Source organism: Hoeflea sp. Naph1 (assembly GCF_046837775.1).
Taxonomy (GTDB): domain Bacteria; phylum Pseudomonadota; class Alphaproteobacteria; order Rhizobiales; family Rhizobiaceae; genus Hoeflea.
The window spans coordinates 655,131-672,521 of sequence record NZ_CP177286.1 but is presented as its reverse complement, the minus strand read 5'-3'; the positions used below and the strand labels follow the sequence as shown (position 1 = coordinate 672,521).

The following is a 17,391-nucleotide window of genomic DNA, read 5'->3' as shown; positions in this document are numbered from 1 at the left end:
TGAACCAATCTCTTGCTCACCTTTCGATGATGGGCCGGAACATTTGCTTCCGCTTGCCTCTACAGGCCAAGAATCTTGCCTGCGAGCGCCAAAGCATCGTGTTTGTGAATTTGCTGATGTCTCCCTCAACGGATGGGTATGCCATCCACTCCCCGTTCTTATTGAAAGTTACTTTGCATCAGATGATGGGTCGGTCAACCGACCAGATTTGAGCTGAACCCACCCTGAAAAGTCGCACTCGATCCGGCACTCGAACACCCGCACCTCGTTGATGGCGAGCCGCACGCCGCACATCAATCGCGACTTGGGAAACTGTATTCATCATGTCTTTCCCCTTGTCCCGCTGCCTCCGTCACAAACCCGCCATGACCTCTGCGATACTGTCGCGCAGGATTGCTTCGGTGCGTTCAATCAGCTCGGGGGTCATAACAAGCGTTGGCGAAAGGATCAGGCTGTTGCCAAGGGGGCGCACGATCAATCCGCGCTTTTGTGCGGCGTTGCAAACCCGGTTGCCGATGGCGATCTCGGCAGAATAGCTTTCCTTGGTTGCCCTGTCCTTGACGAACTCGATCCCGATCATGAAATGGCTGCCGCGGACTTCGCCGACGATTTCCAGATCTGTCAGCCCTCGCATGGCTGTCTCGAATGTCTTGCCTGTAACGCGCACCTGTTCGGGCAGGCGCTCGCGTTCCATCAATGCGATATTGGCATTGGCAGCCGCCGCAGCAGCGGGATGGCCGGAATAGGTATACCCATGCAGAAAGGATCCGCCGGGCCGCGAGATGACCTCGTGGATTTCATCCGAGATGATAGCTGCCGACAACGGCTGGTATCCGGATGTCAGCCCCTTTGCCGTGACGATGATGTCCGGCTCGATGCCAAAGACATCCTTGGAGGCAAAGAAATGCCCCAGGCGCCCAAAGGACGTAACAACTTCGTCCGAGATATATTTGATGTCATTTGCCTTGCAGATTTCAAGCGCGCGCTTGTGGTAGCCTTCGGGCGCAACAATGACACCCCCTGCCCCCATGATCGGCTCTGCGATAAAGGCAGCGATGTTATCGGCGCCGATCCGGGCAATATTTTCCTCAAGATCGCGCATCAGCGCGTCGAGAAATTCAGTCTCGGTCATATCCTTGCCTTCACGCCAGAAGTGCGGCGAATTCAGGTGATGGACCAGATCAGAGGCACAGCTCCAGTTATAGGAGTAGCCGGGGGTCGTCATTGCCATCGCAAGGTAGGTCGACCCGTGATAGGCGCCGACGCGGCTGAGAACGAGACGCTTGTTCGGGCGGCCGAGACGGATGTTGTAGTGATGCAGGATGCGAATCGCCGTGTCGTTGGCCGCAGAACCCGAGTTGGCGAAATATACTTTGTTGAGGCTGCCCGGCGCCAGGCTTGCAAGCTTTTGCGCAAGCATCGCCGCAGCCGGATGGGTGAAATTATAGAAGGTCGAGTAGAAATCCAGCGTTTCCAGCTGCTTGGTGATCGCCTCGATCAGCTCAGGTCGGCCATGGCCGACGTTCACGCACCACAGCCCCCCGATGCCATCAATCAGCTCGCGCCCGTCGCTGTCATACACCATGGGCCCCTTGGCGCGGTTGAAAACAGTACGGGCATTGTTCTGTTTGATGGAATCCAAATCGATGAAAGAGTGGATCATGTGATTGTCGGCGGAGAGAACCGCATCGACGCTTGGCTCAACATTCATGGGAAAGGTCCTTCCATTCGGATGTCTGACTGAGGTTGGCAAACATCACGAACTTGCATGCCCGTTGAAGAACAGCCGGCGGATTGCTATACCCCTCGTTTATTGCATCGATGATAGAAACTGGAATCATTAGGGGTATAACCCTAAGGGGGTACATAGATGCACTCATCGTCTACAGGCATGGCATCGCTCGGGAAACTAATCTCCGATTTGAACTCCGACAGTTTCGAAAACACCATTCTCGAGTGGCTCAAATACTTTCTGACGATCGATAGTATGGCGATACTCGCCTATCTGAACGACCGGCCGCCGCAGGTCCTGTTCAAACACGCAACTCTGCCCCAGGTTCATGAAGATCTGGAAACAACATATGCTTCAGCGGCTTACCTTCTTGATCCTTTCTATTCGTTACATGTTGATCGATCGGCGCCGGGCCTTTATGCACTGTCTAAGGTCGTTCCAGACCAGTTCAAGCGGACTGAATATTATACGGCCTATTACCAGCGCACCCTGGTAATTGATGAACTGGTATATGTCGTCTTTCCCTCTGCGAATGTGTCGGTGCATATTTCTATCGGGCGCGTTGCCCCATTGGGCCGGCGGTTTTCGACCCGCGACATCACCACGGCCGAATATTTGGCGCCGGTAATCTGCGCACTCGGAACGCAACATTGGGCCAGCCTGAAAACAGTAGATGAAAAAGGCGAAGTCACCCTATCCGAGGCGCTGAGAGAACGGTTGGAAAACGAGCGTAACATCGCCCTTACCAAACGTCAGGCCGAAGTCGCCCTATTGGTCTTGCGGGGGCATTCGTCTGTTTCCATAGGTCTCAGGCTGGGCATCAGCGAGCAAACCGTGAAGGTGTTTCGGAAACAGTTCTATCGCAAATGCGGAATATCATCTCAGGCCGAACTGTTTTCGATGATGATACCCATTCTGTCAAAAATCGTAGAAGTTTAACCGAAAGTCCGTCGTTAACTGATGACCTACTGCGCCGTGACCGGGTCGATGCGCGCCATTTCGTGGCACCCGCCGTCGCGGATCTGCGAGAACACGACCAGGTCACCGCCCTGATGATCGCCGGGGCCATAGCAAACCGGTTCATTGGCGCCGCGATTTGCTTACGCGGGCTTTTTGAATGAGCTGGTCTATTGCAGATCTGCATCTCGATATCATCAGAACGCTCTCAGATTGTCGATAACTGAACTTCGCTCCTGGATATATTCAGAACGCTACTTGCACCTTGACAGACCGCATGCGGTCGCCGGCGCGTTCAAACGCTGCCAGATCGGCCACACGCGTTCCAGCCCCCAGCCGCCGGTGACCGCCACCTTGACCCGCTGCATGCTGCCGTCGCGCATTGCGGCGAAAACAGGTGCGTTGAGCGCTGCATAGGGCAGAACGAGCGCCAGCGTGCCGCCGTCGCGCAGATAGCGCTCGGCGCCGCGCGCCCAGAACAGCGCGAACATGTCCTGATGCGTGGCGAGGCTGCCGCCGACCCAGAGGCCGTACCTTTGCAGCGCCTCGCGCAGTCGCTCCTTCATGTCCGCACTCAGGTAGCGATAGACGATCCAGGGCGGGTTGCCGATCAGCACATCGGCGCGATGATCGGGATGCGACAGCCAGACCGGGCGCAGCAGGTTGCACAGGACGAACGTCCAGATGTGGTTGCGACCGTCGAGATAGAGTTGCTTCAGCTGCGCGAAGGTGCGGCCGAGCATGGCGGCGTCCTCGGCTGTCGCGCCGGCGCGGGCGATGGCGTCCCGCACCGCCTCCGGCTCGGCAAGCGTGTCGAGACCGCGGTTGAGCTCGTCAAGCGCATGCTCGAACAGGCCAAGGTCGCTTGCCAGCCCGGCTGGGATGCGCAGGGGCGGATGGTTCGGCGGCACGTCGACCAGCACTTCGGCCGACGCGCCGAGCGGGCGCAGGTTCCACTGCATGGAGTCGCCCATGTAGACAGGCACGGTGAGGGTGGGCGGCCGATCCTGCACGAGATCGCCGAGCGGCAGCAGCCAGGTGACGCGCGCAAGCGCGACCGCGACGGGATGGACGTCGATGCCGAAGACGCGATCGGCGCAGGTCGCGACGATTTCGGCCGGCGGCATCCCAGCGTCCCGGCCCGCCGCGACCAGGCGGCGCAGCGCGTGGAAGAGGAAGGTCCCTGATCCGCAGGACGGATCAAGCACGCGGCTCTCCAGCGGACGCGAAACGGCAGCCGCAACGACCCGCGCCGCCAGCCAGTCCGGCGTGTAGTATTCGCCGAGATCGTGGCGCTCGTCAGGATCGATCAGGCTCTCATAGAGGCTCTTGAGCACGTCGACCTCGACATCGCGCAGGCGAAAGCGAATGGTCTCGGTGGCCAGCGTGCGCACCAGTTCGTCACCGCCGTCGGCAAGCAGCGGCCAGTCAAAGAAATCCGCCTCTACGGCACCGACGATGCCTTCGTTCATAAGGAGCCGGCCCGACAGCATCTCCGCGGGGTCGCCAATCTCCAGATCGAGGACACGCGCCGCGATCGCCTTGACGAGGATGGTCAGATAGGTGTGCTGGAGGAACAGGGCATCGCTACCGACGTCGTCGCCGTAGACTTGGCGGAGCAAGCCGTCCCAGAGGTTGCGCTTCAACCGCACTTCGGGATGGTCGCCAACCTCTTCCCAGAGGCGCTGGAGTTCCGCATGCGCGCGACCGAAGGCCAGACTGTAGCGGCCGAAGGCAAGCGCGACGACGATCGGCGTCGGCATCACCTCGGGCACCGGCGAGAGCAACGGCTCAAGCCAGCTCAGCAGCCGTTCGGGGTGCTCTGCTTGGACCTCATAGCGACCGATCTGCCTGAGCGTTCCGCGGTCTAGCGTGCTTTGCTCTATCCACGAGAATCCTCCCGTCGCCGGTTGTCCTCGCTCCAGAGCTGAACAACGCAACCCCTTCGCTCCAGCCCCATTACAGGACCTTCAGCACTACTACGGGCTGCTCCGCCCCTGTGCCCCGCCTCGGTAATTTCACCCTCGCAGGGTCCGCCTGCTTGGGTTTCTCCCTTAACATCGGAGCGACAGGTTCCCGCGTTCCACACGAAAGCCTGGTTAAGAGTCACGCCGCCTTCATGCCGGATGCCACCTGGGCAGAAATCAGGTCGCCCCCCAGACCCGTCCCGTGCTAACGAATTCCTCCCGGTTTCGACATCATCTTGCACTTTTCGACACGTCATCAGCGGTTCGCTTGCGCTCGTCTCTCTAAACCTCACCTGACGGACTGAAGCCCGCCTTTTCTGCAACGCTCACCACCACGGCTCTTTACCGTCGCAGCTTGCAGTGGTTTGAAACCTACCCCTGACGGTCGGTTTCGAGGGGCCATACCCTCATCTTCCGTGCAGCTCGGCTCCCACATTGCTGTGGGTGCCTCGCGGCACACCTTCATCGAGGTGCCATTTGTCACCAAACCGACCGGCGGATCGCCTGCGGATTTCGCAGGCAAAGTGCCTACCGAATTTCTCTGCCCACAGACGCACGGTCTGGTGCGAAACAATGATCCCACGGGCCGCCAGCAAATCTTCGACCATGCGCAGACTGAGCGGGAACCGGAGATAGAGCCAGACGGCGTGGGCAATCACTTCAGCTGGGAAACGGTGGCGGCGATAAAGGAGATCACGAGTAGTTTGGGTCATGCCACAAAATCGCACAAGCCAATCGCCGACAGGTTAACGTTAACGTTACGATGCCCTTTCTCTACATGTATGTCCGCAAGGAGGCGGTTCTATCGTCGCAGATCGAGGGCACGCTATCGACGCTGACAGACCTGTTGCGTTTCGAAACCGAAGCACAGACCGGCCAGCCGATCGACGACATCCGCGAAGTCTCGAACTATGTCGATGCCATGATGTACGGGCTGGAACGACTGCAGGACCTGCCATTGTCCCTGCGACTGATCCGAGAAATGCATGCGCGCCTGCTGAAAAGCGGACGCGGTGGCACCAAGGACCCCGGTGAGTTTCGGCGCTCGCAGAACTGGATCGGCGGGACACGTCCAGGCAATGCGCTATTTGTGCCCCCGCCAGTCACGGAACTTGATGACTGCCTCGGGGCGTTTGAACGCTTCATGCACGAGGACCAGTCCCGTCTTCCGGCCTTGATAAAGGCTGGGCTGTTGCACGTCCAGTTCGAGACCATACACCCATTTCTTGATGGCAATGGCCGTATCGGCCGCTTACTGATTACGCTCTATCTCTGCGTCAACAGCGTGCTGCAAAAGCCACACCTTTACCTCAGCCTGTTTCTCAAAACGCATCGTGCTGATTACTACCGGTTGCTCCAGGAAGCGCGTGAGCACGGTCATTGGGAAGCTTGGCTCGACTTCTTCCTGGCCGGTGTGGCCGAGACAGCGAACCAGGCATTCGACGCCGCTACGCGGATCGTCGATTTGTTCAAGGTGGATCGCGAGCGCATCACGGCCGAAAGTGACCGCGCCGGTTCGTCACTGCGTATCCATGAACTCTTTCAGCAACACCCGTTCCTGACCTCGAACCAATTGGTCGAACACACCGGCCTATCGGCGCCGACGGTGAATGCTGCACTCGCCGACCTGGAACGCTTCGGGATTCTCGAAGAGATCACAGGCCGAAAGCGAGGCCGCGTTTTCAGCTATCGTGCATATCTTACCATACTCGGCGAGGGCACTGATCCGTTGCCCACAACCAGTTGAAATGGAGGCACAGAGTTACCGGCATGCGGCTTTGATGGCCTGCATCGAGGCCGGCATGTCGATTCGCGAGGCGGATTTCGCCGTGCATCTGGCCATAGCTCAGGCAACCAGCAATCCGATGTTCTGCCAGTTCCTCGAAATGCACGGCAACTCGGCCATCCCGCAATCCAAGATCATCACCGAAAACCGGCAGGAGGCGGAGACCGCCTATCGCTTGCTCATCCACCAGGAACACGAAAAGATCGTCGTCGCCATTTCCAATGGCAATGAGGAATCGGCCCGAAGCGCCATGCGCGACCACCTGAAGGGGAGTCAGCTCCGCTATCGTAACCTGCTTCGCGACGAACGATTGAGCTCGACGACGCGAGAGTAAGGCCCTGTTGGAGATCAATCCCGCGGATCAGCCCAATTTCCGTCTTGCCCTCGCAAACGATAACACTGGGCGCCAGAAAGGCTTCCGCGCAAGCCCTGAGGGTCTTCTGAGCGGCTTCATCCCGACCAAGGTGAACCATCCAGTTCTGGGTGACCTTGCGTGCCGGCTGCTGGACTGTGTCGCCGACAACAACTGCGGGGACTACCTGCCTGTAAGATCGAACACTGAACAGCTGAACCGATGACAGCTCCCTCAGGACAATCGGTGAGTGCGTTGTCAGGAATACCTGCTGGCTCTCGTCATTGCGCTTTGCTCCCAGCGAGTCCAGCAACCGGACGATGCGGTAGGGCTCAAGCCCAAACTCGACCTCATCCACGATGAAGATCGACGACTGCCCGACCGCCTTTTGCAGCCCGGCCACCAGCAAGCGCGCGGACCCCGATCCGAGATTTTTCATCGGCACCTGATCCTGGTCGTGCAGCGAAATTGCCCCACCCGAGAGCGTAACCCCTTTAACGTCGAGCAACGCTTTGACCTCGTCGACGCGGATGCCCATCTCGTTCGAAATGCGTTTCGTGGCCTCGAGTATGGGCTCTACTCCCTGACAACCCTGCTCCGCGAAGGCGTGGCGGGCCTGCCTAGAAGCTGACGCCAGAGCCGAGGATGCCTGCGTCGCATCGGCCGATAACTTGCCGAGTACCGATCTTGGGCCGAGCGCCATATGATGAGAGGCGATAGCACCAAGTCGAACCGGTGCGACCTTTTGGCGATGCTTCCATTGGAGGTTCTTTTCCCGATCCTCGGCGGCAGGCCCCAGCGAAAATAGCAGCCATTGAGGCTCGAGGTCGTCCCGGACAATTAGCCGAAGGGTGAGGACGGTCTCAAGCGTTGCGCTTGTTTCGTTGTGCAGTTGGCCCGTTGTCGCGTCCCAGCCCCGCAGGAAATGCCCATAGGCTTCCAGGTTGCGCAGTTCGTCATCCAAGTCCCCAAGCGTCACGTCAATGACGATTGGCGCAGCGACATTGCAAAGATGGAAGTCCGCATCCGTGAACGTGAAATTCTGGCGACTGCCCAGGCATAGATCGATCGCATCAAGAATTGTGGACTTGCCTGAATCGCCTGCTCCGATAAGGCAATTTATGCCGGGGGTCGGCCACCACTTCAAATGGGAAATCCCGCGGAAATTGCGGATGTCCACTTCTCGAATCACGGCCAATGTTCTTGCCCTCTCACCCCGATTTCACAATCAGAAGTATCATCACATCGGTCGGTCAGGCGATTAAAAGAATCCGGAAATGAGCTATCCTCAACATAAACATATCCCTCAACACTATTTCTCGACTCATTGCGGCGGATCACAATGATTTATTGCTGTCATCGTGCAGGCCTGTTCGTGCCCACCAGCGGGCAGCCTCGGAAAAAGTGGCCTCAAAGATCAGGTGCGGTGGCGTTTCCAAGGCGGACGTCTTTCTCATCGCAGCAGTGATATGGCTACGATGAATGTCGGTTGGTCCCAGCGGTCAACCGGCAAGTTCCTCGTCGATTTCGGCTTCTCCACCCTGATCGCCAGACCCCGCCGATACTGCCGCGTCGATTGCTTCCTGAACTTTGCCGAAGTAGTAGTTGATACGCAGATTAAGTAGCTCCCTGTGAGGTGGTTCGGCGCGGTCGGCAATCGCTCGCAAGCTCGCACGCAAAGCGTCAACCCACGGGTATTCTTCAGTAAGCAACCGATTGTGCTTCTCCATCTCGTAACGCGCATGGAGGCTGGCCAGCAGCCGCCCATTAGGAGACCAATCCTGAATGACCACCTGAGAGAATGCATCGGGATCGATGTAGTGAAGGAAAGGCGCATCGGCGTAATTGCCCTCATCAACACCATATTTATGCAGCGATGAATAGGCTTCGAGATCTCCACCGATACGATCGACAAAGGTCTGCGCGATCTCTTTCATCCGATCGGTGAACGACAGACCCGTGGCTTCACGAACGACCTTGTAAATTTCCCGAAATTCCGGCGAGTCTTTCGAGCCATAGCCGAGGCCAGCATAGGAGCCGCCCATGGGACTGAAGATGCTGCGATCGGGTTCAAGCTTCCCGGAAGTCCGCAGATCATCTGCATAACCAGTGAAGTATGCAACGATATCCTGGCCGGGGCCGACCAAGTGGTCGCCGAACGCCGCCGCACCGAGCACGATGCCGGCCGCATGGAGGATTACTCCGGGATGTGTGAGGTCCCGCTTCTCGAGCTGTTGCACGAGCTCGTCTCTTGCCTTCAAATATTGCGTCCGGGGCAGGTCCGTCCAAGCCCAGAGCTGGCGCCAGGCCGGAGACTTAGCGTATCCGACGACGAGCGGGTGCTGCGCCAGATGCGTGTTGATCGCCAGCGTATCGACGATACCGGTTTCGAACAATCTTGCGAGCGCTGCGGGAGGCACGATAGGATCTTGCCAAGCGACATCGGCATAGGTGGCCTCCAGGCGCTCAGCTCTCGCGATTTCCGGCGACTTTTCCTTCTTAGTCACTGAAGACATCAACCGCGCAAGACGGGTATCGAGCAGCGCGGCAAGTTCGGAACCACTAAGGTCGCCGCTCCGAAACTCAACACCAGTCGCCATCATGAACAGCAGAAGGCGCGTCATCGCAAGAGGGGCATCCTGGAGACGCGGATCGACAGCCACGACAAGTCGCTCATAGTCTGAAAGTACTGCCCGCATGCTCCGGAAATTCTGCTTGCCAGATGCCTCAAATGTTCTGAGAAGCGCGGCGCGCTGCTGGCGTGCAATTTCGACGACCTTTGAGTGAGTCAGCTTGCTGACGAAGTCGTCGAGCACGATTTGCGGATCGGAGGCGACACGCAGCGTCTTGCCGATCAGCTTTTCCTTCTTGCGTGCATAGTCCGGTTTCTGATCTTCGGGGATATCAGTCTCGTTGGCGATGACGATAACCTTGAGCCCTTCATGCTCCACGAAGGAATTGATGAAGCCCATCGCCTCTGCCAACGGCATCGCGCATCGTTCGAGATCGTCGAAAATCAGGACGCGCCCATCGAGCTTCAAGACCATGTCCTTGATCACTGACTTGTTTTCTGCGGCGCCGTTGACATCCGTCCCCGCAAAGCCGTTGATGGCACGCGATACGACCGTTCCAAACAGACGAGCGGCTTTGGAATTCAGGACAGGATGAGCCTGCGCGAAAAACTGATCTGTGATCTCAGACGTCGAACGCACGCCGTAGAGGCTAGCGTAGAGGTGCCCGATCGGCTCAAGTGGATCAAGCGCTTGAGCTTTCGCCTCCCGTTCTTTCAAATATGATTTTACGAAATGCGTTTTGCCGGCTCCCCAAGGCCCGTTCAACATGATCGCAAAATCGGTCTCCAGTTCGGAAGCGAGATAATAGTCGAGATATTCTGTTACATCTGCGTTCGTAGACAATTTTCCAACCTCAGGGTGCGACTGAAATTAATACGTTTCACATTATCGCCGGTGAAGGCGGCCGTCGCTCACAGAATTAGGCCCTAGTGAAACGCCGGAGTTTCTGGCGAAGAATTGGCAAAGTCATTGGCTCATCAAATCGAATCTCGACAAGTTGGACGGCATTTTGTTTACAGAGACTTCTCTTCAAGGCATCGCGTTCCATGTTCCGTTTCAGCGCCATTTCTCCTCCGAATGCATTAATGGCTCTGTAGTGCTGCTCACCATGGTGTTCCAGAGCAAGGCCGATGGCCGGCAGATACACGTCTAATCGTTGGCGCCCCAGCCATGGGGGCGACGCCTCCCTAAGGATAACTTGGTCGGGAAATAGCTTTTTCAGCAGACTGAACATTTCCGCCTCCCTCACCCATCGGCTAAGACCAAGAGTGTGCTGGACTTCGGAACGCGCAGTGGGCTTGTCCATTCCAGGCATCAACAATAGCTGATCGATATACGGCGCGATAAACTCCCCAATATTATCACCGTAGAGATCGGCAGCAGCCTCCGGGCCCGAGCGACGGGCGATACACAGGTGGCATATTTCGTCGATGTAGGTCGCATCCGACAACAATCGAACAACCTGATGGGTCCATGCGCCTGAATGAGACGCAATCCGCATAGCCTCTGATATCATTTTGCCATGGGCCGGGCGTGCGCATGAACAGAAACAACGCTCCCCGGTAATCAAATGGTCAAATGCAACAAACTCAAAGCCCTCGATCCCGAACTCATAGCCTTGCGTCCGCGGCCCAGGTCGAGGGTTCGCGACCAGCGGCTGCTCAAGGGGAATCGCCTCCATCATTTTCTTGGTTTCAAGAAACACGCTGGGCGGAATCGTCACGTGGTTCAGACGCAGGATGTGGTTTGTTTGCGTTTTTAGCTGCTTCGACCAAAGTCGATGTGACATCAGCCCCGCAGGGCCATAATTTATGGGACTGAGTTGCAAAACCTGCGTGTCAATCTCAACGACGTCAACCATGGTCTCTTTGGTTGTGGAAAAGGCCAGCTCGACATACCAGGTTTCGTATCCAATGTCCGCAAGCCGCGCCAAGGATGCACAACGCTCCTTGAAATACATCGAGTGAAGCTTCACCGAGGGGATCTTCCGGAGCTCTAAAGTTGCTTGCTGCCGAAGATTTTCGACGAGAATTTGTGTCATCAGCTGTTCGACTGCATCTACCGGCCTCACTCCCACGGTAGCGGCCCTGAGAGCCAACGCTTCGCCAAATTCCCTCTCGGAAAAACCGAAGGAAAGCCGGCCACTCCTCACGCAACTGCCTCGATTGCAAGGGTAATTGCAGGTTCGGAAGACGTCGACCTGCTAAATCTCATTCGAGACCTCGATGTCCTGGTTCAAGACGGCGCTTTCAACGAAGTTTCCGAGCGCACGAGCGGTCGAGTCATAGATCGACTTCTCTCCGTCTGCGCTTGAAAGCGTGAGTACGAAAGCCACTTCTTGCGGCCCAGCCTGGCTGTGATGCGTCCACCCAAATTGGTAAAGGTCGCGCATGTAAACGCGCGCGTAGAGGCGTAGGTGCGCGCCCGAAAAGCCAAGCCCACTTCCTTTGGTAAAGTCTCGGCAATGCCTTCTGATCGGCTGCCATTTGCGGAGCTCATCGCGAGCGTCGTTTTCTGGAAGGGTCGACTCCTTCATTGATCCGAGAAGGGACGGCCACTTTTCCGGACCACTCGGATACATCAACGATGTCTCCAACCGGGAAGCAAAATAGTTCGCGCCGCCAAACGGCGATACAAGAGGCCTCAGAACAGCGGTTAGGCTGGCGCGTCCGAACAATTTTCCGCCTCGCACTAGCTCAGGGGGGATCGGAATGTCATTCCAGTAGTAGGCTGTTCCAGGCTCGAGTTGTGCCCGCCATGCAAGCGTAACGCTGCCAGGTGCGCAGGTCCATGGCAAATGGCCCTGAAATGGTGTTCCCCACCCCAAGTTCGGATCGTGCTCGCTGCGTTCCGCTGAATTGATGAGGAGAGCCTTGACTAAATCCGGTGTGGGCTCGCGTAGGCTATCGAACGTGTGGGCTGCCAAAGACGAGACCAATGGCGTTGCGTAGCTACTTCCCGTATCAACAACCCCGCCCAGCATCCGGAGATTGGAAAACCAGGACAGGTCCGGCTTCATCATACCGTCCGGACCGGGACCCGGAAGGCAGGTAGGGCAACGGTCGCCCGGCGTTCCATCTGCGAGCGCCTGACGGCCACCCACAACAATTGCCGCTTCACAATCAGCTGGCGGATTGGGTCGAGAATTATTGTCCGGGCTGACATTTCCAACGGAGATCACAGGGAGGAAGCCCGCCGATCTCGCCAGGAGGCTGATTTCATGCCCAAGAACGCTCACTTCTGAGGGGTCTAAGCCGATGCCATCTTGATTGGCGGAAATATTCCAGACGCGTGCCTCTGGATAAAGACGTGCAACCTCCGTCAGGTAGTCAACCAACTCACGCTCATCGAAACGACGGTTTGCGTTCTTATGGGGGACTGCCTGAACCGATCCAATGCGGCAGTTCAGCTCCGGCAACAATCGATTATTATTCCAGGCGTGGCCATGGACAACGAGTGAGCTGACACAGTTGCCATGAAGCTTATCAGCTTGGGCATTCGTCACGAAAGGTGTTGCCTTGAAGGCTTCAGCTGCGCTGTAACTTTTCGCATGCAGTCCCCCGTCCACCACAACGACGACGGGTGCGTTTTGATCAATTACCGGCGCAGGAGGCTCCGCTCCTTCGCCAGGGGCCGCCACTCTGATGGGCCGCACAGGATCGATTCGATAGGAAGCACCGGAGGCGATTAGCTGTCGCAATCCTTCTTTGTTCGGAATACGAACCGTGGCTCGGCCGACGCCGGTGTTTCGGTAATCCCGCATGGCCCTTGCTATGCTGGATTGTCGCGGCGTCGTTAAAGGGCGCGGTTCTTCCGCTTCCTCTGCTGTGCCTAGCGTCAACCGTACACTCGTGAAAGTCGGCAATACCAACCTCTCATTGGCAAAGCCCTGAATACGCTCCAGGACCTCTACCTTGGCATCACGATCACGAAAAGGAGCAAGCCAGACCACGAACAAACGTCCATCGTCGTCCTCCGGCCCGGAATTCCAGAGCTCATTGACTGACCGCCCGCGCAATCGATTTTTCGCATCAAATCGCTCCAGGGACGAAACTCGCGATATGTCTGCTTGCACCGCATAGCCGACCGGACGTTGGATCGCGTCGAGAAGGCGAGGCAACTGCTTGACGTCGGCCTCGATCAAATAACCGCTTGGAAGGGGTGCGACCAGCCTGCAACCGTGACGCTGGGAGAAGAGGTCGTCTGGTGTGTGTGTCGGAGCGAGGGAATCTTCGGTAAACATACGAACTACGAGGTGAGTTAGCCCCGAATATGTCGGCAACTCCGCGCGGTGCTCATAGATATCGCGTGTTTCGCTCGCAAGAACTTCCTGCTGTCGGCCGAGACGCTCCGTGACAATACTTTCAATGCCCTTGCCACGCCCTGTAGGACTCCGGAGCGCCGGGTTCATTTGAAGGCTCAAAACAGGATAGAGAAGGGGCTGGTCTCGAACTTCCGCCATGCTATGCCTCCCCATCCTGTTGCTTCAAATATGCATAAATGGCTTGCCGTGACACACCAAGGATGCGGGCGGTATCCGCGCCCGCAATACCGTGTTTCTCCTTCAACGCTATCGCCACCTGCCGCTTTTGCTCGGCGTCCAATGGCTGCCGCTGGACAGGGGCGGTCCGCCCTGAGCGGGGCTCTAACAGAGCCGCAACGACGGCTCCAAAATCGATGTCCCGCGAATCATGAACCGCATGACGCCGTGCTGACAAGCTCATCGTTTCGATATCGGCCCCCGATAGTCCTTCGGACGCTGTAGCAAAAAGTTCGGCGCGACCATCTTCATCTTTGTCCTCAAAGAGAAAATGCCGCCACAGATCGGCACGGACGCTTTCCTCCGGAAGCCCAAGATCTATTTTGTAGGGGAATCTTCTCCAGATCGCAGGGTCGAGAAGGTGGGCATGATTGGTTGCAGCAACCACGATCGAACTCGGGTCCAGCCCATCAAGCGCTTGAATGACGGTATTGACCACACGCTTGAGCTCGCCCAGCTCGTGTCGATCGTCCCGCAGTTTTGCAACAGCATCCATTTCATCAAGAAATAGAACAGCGTTCCGCGCCGGTACGAAATCAAAAACCGAGCGAATATTTTTTGCCGTATCGCCGAGCAGCGAGGATATCACGGAGTCGAGCCGGACGACGTAGAGCGGTCGTGACAACTGTGCAGCGATGTGCCCGGCAAGAAGAGACTTACCTGTTCCCGGTGGGCCGGAGAGCAGAAGCCCTAGTCGCGACGCCAATCCTTTGGCACTCAAGTCATCAATGCGACGGGCATCCGCGATGAAATCGCTGAACACGCGCCAACCGCTTTCATTCAGGAAAACAGGTGTATCGGGCCAAGTCTGCTCTTCGACAAGCGGCAAGCGGGATTTCGAGTCAACAGGCAGGGATTCCATGTAACCAGACGCCTTCAAAGGTACCCCCCTCTTCCGAACCAGCGCCTTGAGTTCCTTGGCAATGGAAGTCTCACCATTCTTGTCGAGGTCTCGCGCGAGCGCATTCGCGGCTCTGCGTACGCGCGTGTAGTCAGCGGATAGCGCCGCATCGGCTAACTCCAGCACATTTTTCATCTCAATGGTCATGATCACTCCATGCGTAAAATTTCTACCCAAACCCGTAAACCACAATAGCCATCTTGACAATTAAATTTTCATTAATGTAAATTGAAATCGCACTCAAGAAAAAGGAATCTGATGCAATGACAAAGAAAAATCAGCATGTGGTTCCCCATAACGGCGAATGGGCCGTGCGGGGCGCTGGAAATCAGCGGGTAACCTCTACTCATGGAACACAAGCCGACGCGGCAGCGGCGGCTCGCAAGATTGCGATCAACCAGCAGAGCGAGGTGGTTATTCACCGGCCCAACGGACAAATCCGGGACAAGGATTCCTACGGCCGCGATCCGTTCCCGCCGCGTGGCTAAAACCTGAGGCCGCCTGGAGTGAGGCGGCCTCTTCATCAAAGGAGAGAAGAAATGCAGTTTGAAGGCGCATTAGTTCGCGAGCAGGGCGTCACATTCGCCATCGTCATTGTTAAGCCGCACGTTCTCAACAGCGGCCCTCAAGCCGATGAGGTTGCTTATAGCTTCCAGCCAGCATTCCCCGGCGTCCCGATTGTTCTCATGGCGCAAAACAGCCGGGGCGTCCCGACATATCGTGGCCGACGTGATCTCGTTGATTTTCTGTCGCGGGTGCCTATGCAGGCGATACCCTGGAAGCGCTACACCCTGAACTGATCGGGAAGACTTCATAGATGCTCAAGACCGATACCCGCCAGGCAAACTGGCGACGAGCCAATCCCACAAAGTATGAGGCTCACCTCATCGTGCAGCGTGCCTTAAAGGTGGGCGAACTGAGGAAGAACACGTGTGAGGTCTGCGGCAACGAAGCCGTCGATGCCCATCACGATCAATATGATGAGCCTTTGAAAGTCCGGTGGCTATGCCGTCGCCATCACACGAGGCTTCACCATTACGGCGAGGACCTGTTTCCCATCCGGACTTCGTGTTAGCGCTCATCACCGAGGTGCGCAGAAGAAAACATGAGCCTACGAAGCCTGGGCGACGGGAATACAGCGTCGCAGAAAGCGGCAAAAGAATTTTTGCGACTAAATAATCCCCCATGCGCGAAACCTCCCCCTCCCGGTCATCTCCCTCAGGCCGAGCTCCAAAACAATCCGCCGCGCCGCCTGCGGCGTCACCTCGAGCGTCTTCGCCACCATGCTGGCCGACACCAATGGTTTTGCCATAACCAGATCGACCAGCTCCCGCAGCTTTGACGAGGTGCGGCGCCCGTCAAGCTTACGTTGAAACATGGTACGGGCCAGCGCCAGCCGGTCATGCTCCTTCAACCCGATCTCGGCAGCCGCCAAAAGCCCGTGGGCGATAGCGAGCAGCCTCGTCTCCCGATCACGGTTGCGGCGCCGGTCTACCGCGATGGTTTTGAGGCCGAGATTGACGGCGGCAAGATGGGCGCCGGTGGTGATACCGGCCTGGCGCAGGACGGAGGCGGCAAACAGCCGGCCGAGCCAGGGCGCATGCTGCAGGACAGCCAGCTCGTTCCAGGCATCGAGGGCGACGATCGCCTGCAGCACCGCCGGCATGTTTCCGGCCTGGCGCAGCACGCCGCGCCATTCCTCCAGCCGGGCATCTTCATCCCAGTCGAGATCATAGACCAGCGGATCGGCCGGAGCCCGGCCGGGCTTTTTGGCTCGTTCGATCGCGGCGTCAGAGCGCGCGAGGATCGCATCAATGGCGGCATAATCGATGCCGGGCAGATCTTTGACGCCGTCACCATCATCCCCCTCCCCTTCCGCGTCGATCGCGACAGCCGCCCGAACAACTCCGGCCGTCGTCGCCTCGTCCCCGCCGCCCAGCCCGATCTCCGAGGTTTTCCGTAGCGAGCGGATGCCGTCGGCAGAGAGCGCCCAATCAGGGGATCGGCCAGCGATGCGCCGGCGAGTGCGCAGGACGTCGCGGGCGATTGTCAGCTCGTGGGTGGGTGTGCGAGTATCGCGGGTGGCGTCATGGTGGACGAGGTCTTCGAGATGGACGAGTTCGCCGTCGATCCACAACGACGCACAGGCATCAGTGAAGTGGGATCGCTCGAACCAGCCCTGCCCGACCGGCGAACGGGCGACACGTTCGTCCAGACGCGTGAGAGCGGTACAGGCTTCGAAAGCCGGTCGTATTAAAGCTGTCATGCTGATTTTCGCGAGATCGTAAGCCATTGAAATCATGGTAAATGATTTGCTAAAGGAACTCTATCTGAATCTTGGGGTTCCTAACATGGTATGATAACTAGTTGGACGTCTAACCATCGATAAGTAACCCTTATCGGGGGGGGTTATTGTTATTCGATCTTGCTAACACCGGTGACCTTGTCGAGCATTCGGCTAACATCAGGGCATGGCATTTCCGCTTCATCGGTCAAAAAACCCTCAAGCGAAATGCATGGCATCAAGAGCTTCGCATCGGTGTGCCCACCCATCCGATCAGATACACCCTTTGTTAAATCACA

12 protein-coding genes and 3 pseudogenes are annotated in these 17,391 nt (G+C 57.4%); 6 read left to right on the top strand and 9 right to left on the bottom strand.

Going from position 1 to position 17,391, the window contains the following annotated elements:
* Positions 1-352: 352 nt before the first annotated feature.
* Entirely contained in the window at positions 353-1,711 is a 1,359-nt protein-coding gene (locus ACK6D9_RS03155; protein WP_412050595.1) for an aminotransferase class III-fold pyridoxal phosphate-dependent enzyme, read from the bottom strand.
* 180 nt (positions 1,712-1,891) lie between these two features.
* Here ACK6D9_RS03155 and ACK6D9_RS03150 point away from each other — a divergent pair, with 180 nt between their 5' ends.
* Positions 1,892-2,671 carry a helix-turn-helix transcriptional regulator gene (locus ACK6D9_RS03150; protein ID WP_412050594.1) on the top strand — a complete coding sequence of 260 codons (780 nt, stop codon included), beginning with the start codon at positions 1,892-1,894 and terminating at the stop codon, positions 2,669-2,671.
* A gap of 272 nt (positions 2,672-2,943) precedes the next feature.
* Here ACK6D9_RS03150 and ACK6D9_RS03145 read toward each other — a convergent pair whose 3' ends face one another.
* The gene (locus tag ACK6D9_RS03145) at positions 2,944-4,452 is read right to left on the bottom strand and encodes an N-6 DNA methylase (protein WP_412050593.1); all 1,509 of its coding nucleotides are present in this window, start codon (positions 4,450-4,452) and stop codon (positions 2,944-2,946) included.
* Between the two features lie 659 nt (positions 4,453-5,111).
* Positions 5,112-5,369 (bottom strand): annotated as a pseudogene (locus tag ACK6D9_RS03140) (IS6 family transposase); the annotation flags it as partial.
* 56 nt (positions 5,370-5,425) lie between these two features.
* Between ACK6D9_RS03140 and ACK6D9_RS03135 the strand changes: the two are divergent.
* Positions 5,426-6,403, top strand: a pseudogene (locus ACK6D9_RS03135) (Fic family protein); the annotation flags it as partial.
* A gap of 1 nt (position 6,404) precedes the next feature.
* A pseudogene (locus ACK6D9_RS03130) lies at positions 6,405-6,650 on the top strand (FCD domain-containing protein); the annotation flags it as partial.
* Here the strand turns inward: ACK6D9_RS03130 and ACK6D9_RS03125 are convergent.
* The 5 genes from ACK6D9_RS03125 to ACK6D9_RS03105 all read right to left on the bottom strand — a co-directional run bounded on the left by ACK6D9_RS03125 (position 6,622) and on the right by ACK6D9_RS03105 (position 14,955).
* Complete coding sequence (locus tag ACK6D9_RS03125) at positions 6,622-7,974, bottom strand: ATP-dependent nuclease (RefSeq protein ID WP_412051720.1); 1,353 nt, start codon at positions 7,972-7,974, stop codon at positions 6,622-6,624. The pseudogene ACK6D9_RS03130 and the gene ACK6D9_RS03125 sit on opposite strands and share 29 nt — an antisense overlap.
* 322 nt (positions 7,975-8,296) lie before the next feature.
* Entirely contained in the window at positions 8,297-10,210 is a 1,914-nt protein-coding gene (locus ACK6D9_RS03120; RefSeq protein ID WP_412050592.1) for a P-loop NTPase fold protein, read from the bottom strand.
* A 76-nt stretch (positions 10,211-10,286) separates the two neighbouring features.
* Complete coding sequence (locus ACK6D9_RS03115; RefSeq protein WP_412050591.1) at positions 10,287-11,408, bottom strand: hypothetical protein; 1,122 nt, start codon at positions 11,406-11,408, stop codon at positions 10,287-10,289.
* A 162-nt stretch (positions 11,409-11,570) separates the two neighbouring features.
* Positions 11,571-13,829, bottom strand: a complete 2,259-nt coding sequence (locus ACK6D9_RS03110) for a S8 family peptidase (RefSeq protein WP_412050590.1) — start codon at positions 13,827-13,829, stop codon at positions 11,571-11,573.
* 1 nt (position 13,830) lies between these two features.
* A complete protein-coding gene (locus ACK6D9_RS03105) occupies positions 13,831-14,955 on the bottom strand; it encodes an AAA family ATPase (RefSeq protein ID WP_412050589.1) in 1,125 nt (374 codons plus the stop codon).
* A 116-nt stretch (positions 14,956-15,071) separates the two neighbouring features.
* Between ACK6D9_RS03105 and ACK6D9_RS03100 the strand changes: the two genes are divergently transcribed.
* Genes ACK6D9_RS03100 through ACK6D9_RS03090 form a run of 3 tightly spaced genes read left to right on the top strand, consistent with a single transcriptional unit; the run spans position 15,072 to position 15,883 of the window.
* Complete coding sequence (locus tag ACK6D9_RS03100) at positions 15,072-15,296, top strand: DUF2188 domain-containing protein (protein WP_020918827.1); 225 nt, start codon at positions 15,072-15,074, stop codon at positions 15,294-15,296.
* Positions 15,297-15,347: 51 nt separating this feature from the next.
* The gene (locus tag ACK6D9_RS03095) at positions 15,348-15,608 is read left to right on the top strand and encodes a hypothetical protein (RefSeq protein WP_164865467.1); all 261 of its coding nucleotides are present in this window, start codon (positions 15,348-15,350) and stop codon (positions 15,606-15,608) included.
* A gap of 17 nt (positions 15,609-15,625) precedes the next feature.
* Positions 15,626-15,883, top strand: a complete 258-nt coding sequence (locus ACK6D9_RS03090; protein ID WP_127757442.1) for a hypothetical protein — start codon at positions 15,626-15,628, stop codon at positions 15,881-15,883.
* A gap of 96 nt (positions 15,884-15,979) precedes the next feature.
* Here the strand turns inward: ACK6D9_RS03090 and ACK6D9_RS03085 are convergent, their stop codons facing one another.
* Positions 15,980-17,110 (bottom strand): RHE_PE00001 family protein, encoded by a 1,131-nt coding sequence (locus ACK6D9_RS03085; RefSeq protein ID WP_412050588.1) that lies wholly within the window; start codon positions 17,108-17,110, stop codon positions 15,980-15,982.
* Positions 17,111-17,391 lie beyond the last annotated feature (281 nt).